Genomic DNA, 13698 nt, shown 5'->3' with positions numbered 1-13698 from the left:
CGCAAACCGCAACCCCCCGCAACGCCCCCCACTTCGGAGAAGAGGCACCCGCATGCGCACACGCACCCTCCTCACGCTCGTCGGCACCGTCGCGGCCCTGGCGCTGCCGATGGCCGGAACCGCCTCGGCGGACGACGTCGCGGTCCTGACCGCCGGCGGCAACCCGGTCGCGAGCGGCGACACCCTGGTCGCGAACCTGGCCGGCGGCACCAACGCCACCCTCTACTCGAGCGCGACCGGAACGAGCGGCATCTCCTGCACGTCGTCGCAGTTCACCGCCACGGTCGGCGACAACCCGACCGCGCCGGGCACCGCCACCGAGTCCCTGGCGTCGCACACCTTCGACTCCGCGAGCTGTTCCAGCAACGTCATCGGCGTGCTCGGCGTCACCAGCATCACGGTCGACAACCTGCCGTACACCACCGCCGTGTCCTCCGCCGGCACCGTCACCGTGACCCCGGCGGCCGGTTCCACCATCCAGACCACGGCCAAGCTGCGCACCCTGCTCGGCTCGATCACCTGCGTCTACCAGGCCGCGTCGCTCTCCGGCACGGCGAGCAACACCGACAGCAGCATCTCCTTCGTCAACCAGCAGTTCACCAAGGTGTCCGGCTCGTCCCTGTGCTTCGCCAACGGCTACTTCACCGCGAAGTACGCCCCGGTGACGGACGGCGGCGTCGCGGTCATCGTCAACTGACCTTCCCTACAGGGAGGTTCAACGTCGACGCAGACGGCTGAAGAGGGCGGCGCCCCCGGTGAGCACCAGCACCGCGGCGGCGCCGCCCGCCAGCAGCGGAGCGGAGGGCCCCGACCCGGCGTCGGTGCCGGCCGCCACCGGCGTGCTGTCGGCCGCCGCGGCCACGGCGGCCGGCTCCGAGGTCCGCGCCGCGGCCGGCGTCGACGCGCCCGCGGAGGGAGTCGCGCTCCGGTGCGCCGACGCGGAGGGCGACGCACCGGTGCTCGCGTGCGCCGGTGTACTCGCGGGCGCGGTGGTCCTCGCGGCCGAGGTGGCCTTCGAGGACGTCGCGGCCTTCGGGAACACCACGTCCGAGCACGAGTAGTAGGTGTCCGGGGTGCTGCTGGTCTGCCAGATCGTGTAGAGCACCTGGTGTCCCGTCCGGTCCGAGGGGAGCCGGGCGGAGAAGTGGTAGGCACCGTTCGACAGCTTCGGGTCCTTGATCTGGGCGAACGGCTGCGTGGGCAGATCCGACCAGGTCAGCGACTTCGACGGGTCGTAGCCGGGCTTGGTCAGGAACAGCTTGAACGTGCCGGCGTGCGCGATCGTCGCGGTGTACGTCATCGTCAGCGTCCCGCCGGGGGACACGCGCGTGGCCGGGAAGTCCGCACGGGTGAGGTCCAGGCCCTTGTACGAGGCCAGGCCGCCGCTGCACAGCTTTCCGTCGGGGATCGTCTGACGGTCCCGGCCGTTCACGTTCGGGACCCGGATGTCGTCCCAGGCGGCGAAGTTCTGCCCGCTCGCGGCCACGGCCGCCCGGCAGGCCGCGGTCCCGGCCGAGCCCCCCTCGGGCGAGCAGGCGAACGCGCGGCTGGCCGGACCGGTGGGCGCGCCGTGCGCCAGCGCCGGTGCCGCGGCCCACAGGCTCAGCAGGAGCGGGGTCACGGCGGTGGCCGCCAGGGCGGCGCGGTGGTGTGCGGTCATCCGGGACATCCGGAACGTCTCCTCGGCGGGCGCGGGAACGGTTCTGTTGTGTCCAGTACGGCGCCCGGGGCCTGCGTGTTCAGCCGACGGCGAAAGCGCCGCCGGACGACGGGGACGCCGAGCGCCGCCTGCCGCGTTCCTGCTTGTCCGCCGTCCGCCGTCCGCCGTCCGCCGTCCGCCGCGCGGCGCCCGGCGCGTTCCTGGCCGCCAGCCGCCAGCCGCCAGCCGCCAGCCGCCAGCCGCCAGCCGCCAGCCGTCGGCCGCCAGCCGCCAGCCGTCGGCCGCCAGCCGCCGGCCGCCGGCCGCTACGTCGCGACCGGCGTGTCGGCGCCTGCCAGGATCCGGGCGCCCCGGTCGGCGCCGCTGTCCAGGGCGGGCAGCAGTCCCGGCACCGCGATGCTGGGCAGCATGTGCGTCCACAGCACCGACAACCGCTCGGCCAGGTCCGCGCGGCCGGTCAGCGCCCGTGACATCAACTGGATGCCCGTGAACGCGCCGACCAGCAGTTCCACCGTGTCCCGCGGCCGCACGGTGGGCAGCAACTCGCCCTGGGCGCGCGCCTCTTCCATCAGTTCCGTCAGCCGCCCGGCCCACTGCCGGAACGGTTCCGCGAAGTCGATGCCGGACGGGACCGCCTGGTCGACCGCGAGCCGGACGCTGCCCCGCAGCAGGGAGTTGCTCAGCAGACGCATGCCCACGACGAAGGTCATGTCGATGATCTCCTGCAACTTGCAGGGCTGGGACGGCACGGCACCGAACGGCACCTGCTCGTCGAGCACCGCCTGGGCGAGGGACTCCTTGGAGGAGAAGTGGAAGTACAGGGCGCCCTTGGTGACTTCGGCCCGCTCCAGCACCATGGCGATGGTGGTGGTGGTGTAGCCGTGCTCGTCGAAGACCGCGCCGGCGGCTTCCAGGATCGCCCGGCGCGTCCTGATGGCGCGCTCCTGTCTTGCCATAAGTGCCCCTCCGCACCGCCGAGTCGGCCGACCCCCGTGATCGAGTGCCGGATCGGCCCGATCATCGGGCGTCGTCCACTGATCTCATTGAAAACAAACCGGTCGCCTCGTACTCTAACGCTTATTCGATCGGGCACTTGGGGTCCGCCATGGCCTTCGGGGGAGACCGTAGGGAGAGGGACATGCCGAGACCTCGCCGGAGAGTCGAGACCCCGTCCATGACGGCGACCGTCGCCCGTGAACTCGTCCACCGCGCGGCGGTGGCGGAGACCCTCCTCACCGACTGGAAGCGGACCGATCCCGACCGCTTCCAGGTGTCGGCGCAGTGGCCGCGAGCCCATGAGTTGCACGTCTCCTGCGACCGTACCGCGTACGACCCGCTCCTGGTCGTGGAGACCGTGCGGCAGAGCGGGACGCTGATCGCGCACACCGAGTACGACGTGCCCCTGGGGCACCAGTTCGTGCTCGACGAGTTACGGGTGGAGACGTCCGCCCGGCACCTGGCCGTCGGTGTGCTGCCCGCCGAACCGATCCTCGACATCGCCTTCACCGACGTCCGCCACCGGGGCACGCGCATGGCCGCCGCCCGCTACACGGCGGAAGTCAGGTGCGCGGGGGAGCAGGTGGCGTACGCGGACGTCGGTTTCACCTGCCTGAGCACGGCCGTCTACGAACGGCTGCGCGCCGGCCGTGCGACCGACCCCGCCTCGGCCCGGCCCCCGCGGGCCGGACTGCCGCCGGAGGGTGTGGCCCGGGTCCGGCCGGCCGACGTCGTGCTGTCCCCGACGGACGGCCCGGACCGCTGGGAGCTGCGGGTGGATACCGCCCACCCCGTTTTCTTCGACCACCCGCTGGACCATGTGCCGGGAATGCTCCTCCTGGAGGCGGCCCGGCAGGCGGTTCTGTGGTGGTCCGACAGGAAACGGGAGCCGGTGTCCTATCATGCGCGTTTCCATCGGTACGCCGAACTCGACAGTCCGGTCTGGATAGCGCTGACCTGCCAGGACGACGCGACGCTGCAAGTCGTGGGCGAGCAGGGGGAGTCGACGATCTTTGAATGCCTGGTGGGTACGACGGAACGGTGAGTTATCGTGCGGGGAGTCAAAACAAACGGCATGACCCGTTCTTTACGGCCCCTGGGAGTGTCCATCCGATGGCGAGGCAGTTACGCGCCGAGCAGACCCGCGCGACGATCATCACGGCCGCCGCGGACCTGTTCGACCGGCGCGGCTACGAGTCGACCAGCCTGAGCGACATCGTCGAGCACGCTCAGGTCACCAAGGGCGCCCTGTACTTCCACTTCGCGGCCAAGGAGGACCTGGCCCACGCCATCCTGGAACTCCAGTCGCAGGCCTCGCGGCAGGTGGCCGGCCAGATCGACGGCCGGGGCTATCCGTCCCTGGAGGCACTGATGCGGATCACCTTCGGCATGGTGCGCCTGTCCGTCGAGGGACCCATCGCCCGGGCCGGACTCCGGCTCGCCACCGGCGGTGTCGAGGTGCGGCCCCCGCTGCCGCACCCGTTCACCGAGTGGCTCGACATGATCACCCGCCGACTGCTCGGGGCGGTCCGCGAGTCCGACGTCCACCCGGACGTGGACGTCAACGCCGTCGCCCACTCCCTCGTCTCCTTCTTCGTCGGCACCCGGGTCGTGGGCCGCTCCCTGGAACCCGTGGCCCGGCTGCCGCGCCGTGTCGCGGAGATGTGGCGGGTGCTGATCCGGGGCCTGGTCCCGGTGCCGCGACGCCCGAGGTACCTGACGCTCGTCACCCGGCTGGAGCGGGAGATCGGCGCGGTGTGACCGGGGCCGGCCGATACGGTGAGCCGTATGCCCGACACCCCCGTTCCGCCCGTGATCCTGGGCGACGAACCCGGCTCCTTCCCGTACGGCGTGCTCGCCGAGCGGCACCCCGCGATCATCCGCCAGGTGCGCGACGCCCTTCCCTACGGCCCCGACGAGCGCCGCGCGCTCGACGCACTCCTGAAGAACTGCACCGAGGGCGTGATCGAACCGCTTCCCGACGGCGCGCACGACCGGGACCGGTGGCGGACCTGGGGCCTGGACACGTACACGGGCCGGTCCTGGTTCGAGGTGCCGTGGCTGTGGTCGGAGAGCTACTTCTACCGGCAACTCCTCGAAGCCACAGGGTACTTCGCGGCCGGACCCTGGCAGGGCATCGATCCCTTCCGCCCCTCCAAACTCGCCGAGCTGGCCGCCCCGGAGACCGACGCCGAACTGGCCGCCCTCGACGGCCTGGCGGAGCTTGCGGCCGACGAGCAGGCCGAGGCCCTGCTGCACGGATCGCTCTGGGGCAACCGCGCCGACCTCGGGTTCCGGCTGTCCGACCCCGGCGGCCCCGCCGCCGGGACCACCCCGGCGCTGGTAGCCGACGCCGGCGCGGCCCTGTGGTCGCTGCTCCCGCCCGACGGCACCGGCACGCTCTGTCTGGTCGCCGACAACGCGGGCCGCGAACTCGTCCCCGACCTGCTCCTGGTGGCCCGGCTGCTCGAAGAGGGGCGGGTGGAGCGGGCGGTGCTGCACATCAAGCCGTACCCGTACTACGTCTCCGACGCCACCACCGCCGACGTGCTCGACGCGGTCCGCCGGCTCACCGAGGCGCCGGGCGCGGCCGCCGGGTACGGGCGGCGCGTCCGGGACGCGCTGACCGACGGCCGCATCCGGCTGCGCGCCCACCCCTTCGCCTGCGCCCCGCTCGGGTACGCGGAGATGCCCGCCGAGCTGTACCGGGAGTTCGGCGCCGCCGACCTGACCGTCTTCAAGGGCGACCTCAACTACCGTCGGCTGGTGGGCGATCGCCGATGGCCGCCGACCACCCCGTTCGCCGAGGTCACCGCCTACTTCCCCGGACCGGTCGCCGCCCTGCGCACCCTCAAGTCCGATGTCGTCACCGGACTCGACGCCGCCACCCGCGACGCGCTCGACGCCGACGAGGGACAGCGCTGGCGGACGAGCGGACGGCACGCGATGATCCAGGTGAAGGGCTGAGGCAGCCACACCACCGGGCGGGGTGAGGGCGAAGGCCCGGCGGAGGAGCGTATCGGCCGGGAAATCCGACCGGTTCGGACCCGATTCACGCGATGGTGTGATCATGTCCGGCCGGGCGGATGCGCCTCGGAGGGCCCGGGTAGGGCCCGGCCATGACGCAGCCGTTCGAACTCCCGCACTTCTACATGCCGTACCCCGCGCGGTTGAACCCCCACCTCGACGAGGCGCGCGCCCACTCGACCCGGTGGGCGCGCGAGATGGGCATGCTGGAGGGGTCGGGGATCTGGGAGCAGGCGGACCTCGACGCGCACGACTACGGCCTGCTCTGCGCCTACACCCACCCCGACTGCGACGGCCCCGCGCTGTCGCTGATCACCGACTGGTACGTGTGGGTGTTCTTCTTCGACGACCACTTCCTCGACATGTTCAAGCGCACCCCCGACCGCGCCGCGGGCAAGGCCCACCTGGACCGGCTGCCGCTGTTCATGCCGCTGGACCCGGCAACTCCCGTGCCCCAGCCGCAGAACCCGGTCGAGGCGGGGCTGGCCGACCTGTGGGCGCGCACCGTGCCGTCGATGTCCGCCGGCTGGCGCCGCCGCTTCGCCGTCGCCACCGAGCACCTGCTCAACGAGTCGATGTGGGAGCTGTCCAACATCGACGAGGGACGGATCGCCAACCCCGTCGAGTACATCGAGATGCGCCGCAAGGTGGGCGGCGCACCCTGGTCGGCGGGGCTCGTCGAGTACGCCACCGCCGAAGTACCCGAGTCCGTCGCCGGATCGAGGCCGCTGCGGGTGCTGATGGAGACCTTCTCCGACGCCGTGCACCTGCGCAACGACCTGTTCTCCTACCAGCGGGAGGTGCAGGACGAGGGCGAGAACAGCAACGGCGTGCTGGTCCTGGAGACCTTCTTCGGCTGCACCACCCAGCAGGCCGCCGACATCGTCAACGACGTCCTCACCTCACGGCTGCACCAGTTCGAGCACACCGCCGTGACCGAGGTGCCCGCCCTGGCCGTGGACCGGGGCCTGACCCCCGGCGAGGTCGCGGCGGTGGCGGCGTACACGAAGGGGCTCCAGGACTGGCAGTCCGGCGGCCACGAATGGCACCTGCGATCCAGCCGGTACATGAACGAGGGCGCCCGGGCCGTGCCGTTCTGGCACGGCCCGACCGGGCCCGGCACCTCCGCCTCGGACATCGGCGCGCTGCTCGCCGCCGCGGCCGCGGAACGCCTGCGCGCCCACGCGCACGTGCCGCGCCAGAAGGTGGGCCCCAGCCTGCTGCCCGACTTCCGGATGCCGTTCGCGGTGGAGCTCAGCCCGCACCTCGACGGCGCCCGCCACCGGCTGACCGACTGGATGCACCGCGTCGGCATGCTGGCGGAGGGCGTGTGGGACGAGGACCGGCTTGCCGCGGCCGACCTCCCGCTGTGCGCGGCCGGCCTCGACCCGGACGCGTCCCCCGAGGCCCTCGACATCGGCTCGCGCTGGCTGGCCTGGGGGACCTACGGCGACGACTACTTCCCCCTCGTCTTCGGGCACCGCGGCGACCTCGCCGCCGCCCGGCTGGCCGTCCGGCGCCTGTCCGAGTGCATGCCCGTCGCCGGGGAGGCGGCCCCCGTCCCCGCGAGCGCGATGGAGCGCGGACTGACCGACCTGTGGGCGCGCACCACGGCCGGGATGACCCCCGAGGCCCGCGCCACGCTCAAGGAGTCCGTGGACAGGATGACCGAGAGCTGGGTGTGGGAGCTGGCCAACCAGCTCCAGAACCGGATCCCCGACCCGGTCGACTACCTGGAGATGCGGCGCGCCACCTTCGGCTCCGACCTCACCCTGAGCCTGTGCCGGTTCGGCCACGGGCCCGCCGTCCCGGCGGAGGTGTACCGCAGCGGGCCCGTCCGCTCCCTGGAGAACGCGGCCGTCGACTACGCCTGCCTGCTCAACGACGTCTTCTCGTACCAGAAGGAGATCGAGTACGAGGGCGAGATCCACAACGCCGTCCTCGTCGTGCAGAACTTCTTCGGCTGCGACTACCCGGCCGCCCTGCGCGTGGTCGCCGACCTGATGAACCAGCGCATGCGCCAGTTCGAACACGTCGTCGCGCACGAACTGCCCGTCCTCTACGACGACTTCGGCCTGTCGGACGAGGCGCGCGAGGTGATGCGGGGCTATGTGTCCGATCTGGAGAACTGGATGGCGGGCATCCTGAACTGGCACCGCCAGGTCGACCGCTACAAGTCCGCCTATCTGGCCCGCCGTTCGCACGGCTTCCTGCCGAACCGCCCGCCCGCGCTCACCCCCGCGGCCGGCTGAACCGGGCTTCCCGCGACGCGTGTTCCACGGCCGCCCGCGCCAGCGCCCGGACCATCGGGTGCGGGCGCGAGCCGTCGCCGGACAGCTCCGGCTGGAAGAGGGACATCAAGTAGAAGGGGTGGCCGGGCAGTTCCGCGATCCGGACCCGGCCGTCCTCGTCGTGGCCGGAGAAGCGCAGCCCGTGGGTGCGCAGGGTGTCGAGGTGCCGGGAGGGGCCGTACGCGCAGAAGTAGCGCTCCACGGTGTGCTCCGCGCCGATCACGGACTGGGCCAGCGAGCCCGGCTCGACCGTCACCGCCGCCTCGTGGCCCACCAGCGAGCAGGCCAGCGGCTCGATCAGGAAGTCGTCGGCGTCCGGCTCGTTCTCGGCGTGCGCCACCCGGGTCAGTCCGCAGACGTCACGGGCGAACTCCAGCAGCGCGTGCTGGAACCCGCCGCACGTGCCGAGGAACGGGATGCCCTCCTCGCGTGCGGTCCGGATCGCGGACAGCACGCCCGCCTCGCTGCGGTACGGGCTGCCCGGCACCACCCAGACCGCGTCGAAGCCGCGTACCGCGTCCTCGGCGGCGGCGTCCTCGGAGGGGATCCAGTAGGCGTCGAGGACGAGCCGGTCGCGCTCGGCCAGGGCGTCCAGCAGCAGGGGGATACGGGCGTGCGAGGCGACCTGGGGTGAGCGGTCGCCGACCAGGGCGATCCTCGCCGTGTGCGTCTGTGTCATGCACCTCATCCTGGGCGTGCCCGCAGTTCACGTCCAACGATGATTTCTGCACACGCGATAAGCATTGCTGATGGCATGCTGAGGAGGCATGGACCCGCATCTCCTGCGCACCTACGTCACCGTGGCCCGCCTCGCCTCCTTCTCGGCGGCCGCCCGCGAGCTGGGCTACACCCAGTCCGCGGTCTCCCAGCACATCGCCGCGCTGGAACAGGACCTCGGCACCGACCTGCTCACCCGGCGTCCGGTCGCCCCCACCCCGGCCGGCGAGCGGCTCCTGGAGCACGCGGGCCCGCTCCTGCTGCGCCTGGAGGCGGCCCGCGCGGACGTCGTGCGCAGGGCGGCCGCACCCGAGCACGGACTGACGCTCGCGACCACCCCGACCGCCCTGGGCCCGCGTACCGTCGCGGCGCTCCCGCGGGCCGGGGTGACCCTGCGGGTGCTGGCCCGCGAGGAGGTCCCCGAGGCGGTCGCCGCCGGCCGCGCGGACCTCGGACTGGTCGACGGACTGGCCGCCCCCAGCGATCCGCTGCGGCTGCCCGACGTGGCACCCCTGACGACGTACGGGGTCGGCGAGGAGTCCGTCTGCGTCCTGCTGCCCGACACCCATCCGCTGGCCGGCCGCCCGGGGCTGCGGCTCGGCGACCTGGCCCACGCCCGGTGGCTGGACGCGCCCGACGCGGGGCTGCCGCTGGCGCAGCTGCGGGCCGCCGCGGGCGGGTCCGGCTTCCGCCCGGCGCTGCGGTACGAAGGGACCGACGTCCGCGTGCTGACCGCCCTGGCGGCCGCGGGGCACGGGCTGACCCTGCTGCCGCGGACGGCCGCCACCGGGGTGCCGGGCGCCGTCGCCGTGCCGCTCGCGCAGCCGCGTGTCGTCCATCGCGTCGAACTGGTGTGCCTGGGCACGCCGGGCGGCCCGGCGGCCCGGCTGGCGGAGGTGCTGCTGGACGGCGGGGCCGGCGCCGGGACCCCGGTGTGACGAAGGGGGGGCGGGCGGCCCGATCGGGCCGGGGCGTGAAGACGTCCAGGCCGGCCTGTGCGGGCCGGCCTGGACGCTGTGTGCGGTGCGGGGTGTGGAACGGACGGTCAGACGAGGTCGAACCGGTCCAGGTCCATGACCTTGGTCCACGCGGCGGCGAAGTCCTTCACGAACTTCTCCTTCGCGTCGTCGCTCGCGTAGACCTCCGCGAGCGCGCGCAGCTCGGAGTTGGAGCCGAAGACCAGGTCGGCGCGGCTACCGGTCCACTTGACCTGGCCGGAGGCGTCGCGGCCCTCGAACGTGGTCGCGTCCTCGGAGGTCGCCTTCCACGTCGTGTCCAGGTCGAGCAGGTTGGTGAAGAAGTCGTTCGTCAGCACCCCGGGGGTGGCGGTGAGGACACCGAGCGACGACTGCTTGTGGTTCGCGCCCAGCACGCGCAGTCCGCCGACGAGGACCGTCATCTCCGGCGCGCTCAGGGTCAGCAGGTTCGCCCGGTCCAGCAGCAGGTACTCGGCCGGCAGGCGGTTGCCCTTGCCGAGGTAGTTGCGGAACCCGTCGGCGGCCGGCTCCAGCGCGGCGAACGACTCCACGTCGGTCTGGTCCTGCGAGGCGTCCGCACGGCCCGGCGTGAAGGCGACCTCGACGTCGACGCCGGCGTCCTTGGCAGCCTTCTCGACGGCCGCGGAGCCGGCGAGCACGATCAGGTCGGCGAGGGAGATCTCCTTGCCGCCGGACTGGGCGGAGTTGAAGGACTCCTGGATGCCCTCCAGGGTGCGCAGCACCTGGGCGAGCTGGTCGGGGTCGTTGACCTCCCAGCCGCTCTGCGGCTGAAGACGCAGACGCGCGCCGTTGGCGCCGCCGCGCTTGTCGCTGCCGCGGAAGGACGAGGCCGACGCCCACGCGGCGGACACCAGCTGCGACACCGACAGACCCGAGGCGAGGACCTGGGCCTTGAGGGCGGCGACGTCGTCGGCGTCCACGAGCTCGTGCGTGACCGCGGGGATCGGGTCCTGCCAGATCAGCACCTCGGAGGGGACCTCCGGGCCGAGGTAGCGCGCGAGCGGGCCCATGTCGCGGTGGGTCAGCTTGAACCAGGCGCGGGCGAACGCGTCCGCGAACTCCTCGGGGTTCTCGTGGAAGCGGCGCGAGATCGGCTCGTAGGCCGGGTCCAGGCGCAGCGCGAGGTCGGTCGTCAGCATGGTCGGGGCCAGGCTCTTCGACGCGTCGTGGGCGTGCGGGATGGTGCCGGCGCCGGCCCCGTCCTTCGCCACCCACTGGTGGGCGCCCGCCGGGCTCTGGGTCAGCTCCCACTCGTAGCCGAACAGATTGTCGAAGAAGCCGTTGCCCCACTGCGTGGGCGTGGCGGTCCAGGTGACCTCCAGACCGCTGGTGATCGCGTCGGCGCCCTTGCCGGTGCCGAAGGAGCTCTTCCAGCCCAGGCCCTGCTCCTCGATCGAGGCGGCCTCGGGGTCGGCGCCGACGTTCTCCGCCGGGCCCGCGCCGTGGGTCTTGCCGAAGGTGTGACCGCCCGCGATCAGGGCGACCGTCTCCTCGTCGTTCATCGCCATCCGGCGGAACGTCTCACGGATGTCGCGGGCCGCGGCCAGCGGGTCCGGGTTGCCGTTGGGGCCCTCGGGGTTGACGTAGATCAGGCCCATCTGGACCGCGCCCAGCGGGTTCTCCAGCTCGCGGTCACCGGTGTAGCGCTGGTCGTCGAGCCAGGTGGTCTCGGGACCCCAGTAGACGTCCTCGTCGGCCTCCCAGACGTCCGGGCGGCCGCCGGCGAAGCCGAAGGTCTTGAAGCCCATCGTCTCCAGGGCGACATTGCCGGTGAGGATCATGAGGTCGGCCCACGAGATGCTCTGGCCGTACTTCTTCTTGACCGGCCACAGCAGACGGCGGGCCTTGTCCAGGTTGCCGTTGTCCGGCCAGCTGTTGAGCGGGGCGAAGCGCTGCTGCCCGGCGCCCGCGCCGCCACGGCCGTCGCTGATCCGGTAGGTGCCGGCGCTGTGCCAGGCCATCCGGATCATGAGCGGGCCGTAGTTGCCGAAGTCGGCCGGCCACCAGTCCTGCGAGTCCGTGAGCACCTCGGCGATGTCCCGCTTCACGGCGGCGAGGTCGAGGGCCTCGAACGCCTTGGCGTAGTCGAAGTCCTCGCCCAGCGGGTTCGCCACGGCGGGGTTCTTGGCAAGGATCTTCAGATTGAGCCGTTCCGGCCACCACTGGCGGTTTCCACCGCCCTGCGTCGGGTGCGCGGCGCGCTCATGCGCGACCGGGCAACCACCTGCGCCCCCGGACTTCGCGTCGGTGACGATTGCGTCGTGGTTCTCGGACATGGGATGGGAATCCTTCCGGATGGGGCGGATCACTGTGCTCAGGGGCCGCGGGAGGAGGGACGGACGGGACACCGACTCCCGTAGAGCTGCGGTGAGCGCGAGAAAAGCCTCGCACAGTCACTGCGTCCGCTCCTGTCGTACTGGTGTCTTTTTGTCCCTTGGCCAGCGCCTGATCCGATCCTACAATGGACAGAGTCTTAGTCAAGAAGCACACTAAACCCATATCCGATAGGAACCCGGATGTCCACTGGTAAAATCCCGGGTGTCCCACCGAACGTGAATAGGTGAACCGATATGAGTGACCTGCTGGAGCGACTGCGAGGCCGCGGCTGGCGGATGACCTCCCAGCGGCGTGTCGTTGCGGAGGTCCTCGACGGCGACCACGTGCACCTCACCGCTGACGAGGTGCACGCCCGTGCTGCCCAGCGGCTGCCCGAGATCTCCCGGGCGACCGTCTACAACACACTGGGCGAGATGGTCACCCTCGGCGAGGTCATAGAGGTCTCCACCGACGGCCGCGCCAAGCGCTACGACCCCAACGCGCACCGGCCGCACCAGCACCTCGTGTGCTCCAGCTGCGGCACCATCCGCGACGTCCACCCCACCGGCGATCCGCTGGCCGACCTTCCGGCGGTGGAACGGTTCGGCTTCACGGTCTCCGACGTCGAGGTCACCTACCGCGGGCTGTGCCCCTCCTGCGCGTAGCGCGGTGACGGCGCGCGGGGCGCCGACGGGGGAATGATGCCCGTCCCCGACCCCGGGTCAGTCTCACTCGTTCGTGTCTCGTCCCACGCCGGTGCTCGGGGTAGAGCACCGGGCGGAGGCGATCCATGGAACAGACCGCGTTGCGTCCCAAACCGATGCCCGGACAGCGGCCGACGGGCGCTGCCGGCCCCGAGGGCGGCACCCCGCGCCCGCACGCCGCGCGCCGCCGCGGCCGACGGCTCACGACCCTGTTGTTCGGACTGCTCCTGGGGACGGCGCTGGTGCTGTCCGGGGTGGGCCTCGGGACGGTGGGGGCCACGGTGATCAGCATGGGCAAGCTCGCCGAACTCCAGCGACGGGCGGCGGGCTCCCACGCCCCGGCGGCCGCCGATCCCGAGTCCGCCGGCGCCCGCTCCGGTGCCGCCCGTCCCGAGTCCGCCGCCGGCCGCTCCGGTGCCGCCGTGTCCCCGTCGCCGTCCCCGTCGCCCGCCGTCCCCACGGCGACCCTCGGCGTCGAGGCGGTCGACGCCGAGCGGCCCGGGGCGCTGGTCGTCGGCGTCCACGTCCCCGGCCCCGGGTACTCGGCGGGGCTGGTCCGCGGCGATGTGCTCCTCGCCGTCGGCAGGACCCGGATCGGCTCGGCGGCCGACCTCGCTCACGCCGTCGCCCACGCCCGCCCCGGCAGAGAGCTCACCCTGACCGTCCGGCACCACGACGGCGGCCGCCGGCGCCTGCGGGCCGTCCCGGGCGTCGTCACCTGACGCCGCCGCGCCGCCCCACCACCTCGCTGTACGAGCTGACCGGCGGACGCGGGTCGGATGTCGCGGGTCGGCTGCCGTGGACCGGCGGGCGTGTGCTGTCCGGTGTGGGCCTTCGGGTGCGGGTGGGCTGCCGCGGGCCGTCCGGTGCCGGGTTGGCTGCTGTGGGCCTGTCGGTGTCGGGCGTTTGGTGTGGGATGGCCGGTGTGGGTGGGCTGCCGCGGGCCGTTCGGCGCTGGGTCGGCTGCCGAGGGCCGGGCAGTGGGGGAG

At 72.5% G+C, this 13698-nt stretch carries 12 protein-coding genes; 8 read left to right on the top strand and 4 right to left on the bottom strand.

Annotated features, from left to right (window positions below):
• The first annotated feature begins 52 nt into the window (after positions 1-52).
• Positions 53-697, top strand: a complete 645-nt coding sequence (locus FNH09_RS37650) for a Tat pathway signal sequence domain protein (RefSeq protein WP_152894370.1) — start codon at positions 53-55, stop codon at positions 695-697.
• An 18-nt stretch (positions 698-715) separates the two neighbouring features.
• Here FNH09_RS37650 and FNH09_RS37645 read toward each other — a convergent pair whose 3' ends face one another.
• The gene (locus FNH09_RS37645; protein ID WP_152894371.1) at positions 716-1669 is read right to left on the bottom strand and encodes a lytic polysaccharide monooxygenase; all 954 of its coding nucleotides are present in this window, start codon (positions 1667-1669) and stop codon (positions 716-718) included.
• Between the two features lie 296 nt (positions 1670-1965).
• Positions 1966-2616: a ScbR family autoregulator-binding transcription factor gene (locus tag FNH09_RS37635; RefSeq protein WP_152894369.1), complete on the bottom strand. Its 651-nt coding sequence runs from the start codon at positions 2614-2616 to the stop codon at positions 1966-1968.
• Positions 2617-2798: 182 nt separating this feature from the next.
• Between FNH09_RS37635 and FNH09_RS37630 the strand changes: the two genes are divergently transcribed.
• From FNH09_RS37630 to cyc2, 4 genes are all read left to right on the top strand, one after another.
• Positions 2799-3701 (top strand): ScbA/BarX family gamma-butyrolactone biosynthesis protein, encoded by a 903-nt coding sequence (locus FNH09_RS37630; RefSeq protein WP_152894368.1) that lies wholly within the window; start codon positions 2799-2801, stop codon positions 3699-3701.
• A 68-nt stretch (positions 3702-3769) separates the two neighbouring features.
• Positions 3770-4417, top strand: coding sequence for a ScbR family autoregulator-binding transcription factor (locus tag FNH09_RS37625; protein WP_152894367.1), 648 nt, complete (start codon positions 3770-3772; stop codon positions 4415-4417).
• Positions 4418-4444: 27 nt separating this feature from the next.
• Positions 4445-5623 (top strand): damage-control phosphatase ARMT1 family protein, encoded by a 1179-nt coding sequence (locus FNH09_RS37620; protein WP_152894366.1) that lies wholly within the window; start codon positions 4445-4447, stop codon positions 5621-5623.
• Positions 5624-5775: 152 nt separating this feature from the next.
• A complete protein-coding gene (cyc2, locus tag FNH09_RS37615; protein WP_152894365.1) occupies positions 5776-7935 on the top strand; it encodes a germacradienol/geosmin synthase Cyc2 in 2160 nt (719 codons plus the stop codon).
• Here the strand turns inward: cyc2 and FNH09_RS37610 are convergent.
• Entirely contained in the window at positions 7916-8653 is a 738-nt protein-coding gene (locus FNH09_RS37610) for a CTP synthase C-terminal region-related (seleno)protein (RefSeq protein WP_152894364.1), read from the bottom strand. The two genes, cyc2 and FNH09_RS37610, sit on opposite strands and share 20 nt — an antisense overlap.
• Positions 8654-8741: 88 nt before the next feature.
• Between FNH09_RS37610 and FNH09_RS37605 the strand changes: the two genes are divergently transcribed.
• Positions 8742-9629, top strand: a complete 888-nt coding sequence (locus FNH09_RS37605; RefSeq protein WP_152894363.1) for a LysR family transcriptional regulator — start codon at positions 8742-8744, stop codon at positions 9627-9629.
• Between the two features lie 107 nt (positions 9630-9736).
• On the opposite strand, the gene katG is transcribed toward FNH09_RS37605, so the two are convergent.
• Positions 9737-11965 (bottom strand): catalase/peroxidase HPI, encoded by a 2229-nt coding sequence (gene katG, locus FNH09_RS37600; RefSeq protein WP_152894362.1) that lies wholly within the window; start codon positions 11963-11965, stop codon positions 9737-9739.
• 294 nt (positions 11966-12259) lie between these two features.
• On the opposite strand from katG, the gene FNH09_RS37595 reads away from it, so the two are divergent.
• Positions 12260-12670, top strand: coding sequence for a Fur family transcriptional regulator (locus FNH09_RS37595; RefSeq protein ID WP_152894361.1), 411 nt, complete (start codon positions 12260-12262; stop codon positions 12668-12670).
• 125 nt (positions 12671-12795) lie between these two features.
• Entirely contained in the window at positions 12796-13431 is a 636-nt protein-coding gene (locus FNH09_RS37590; RefSeq protein WP_152894360.1) for a PDZ domain-containing protein, read from the top strand.
• The last annotated feature ends 267 nt before the right edge of the window (positions 13432-13698 follow it).

Origin of the sequence: Streptomyces adustus, from assembly GCF_009377175.1 — a bacterium.
Taxonomy (GTDB): domain Bacteria; phylum Actinomycetota; class Actinomycetes; order Streptomycetales; family Streptomycetaceae; genus Streptomyces; species Streptomyces adustus.
This window is presented reverse-complemented; position numbering and strand designations above follow the sequence as displayed.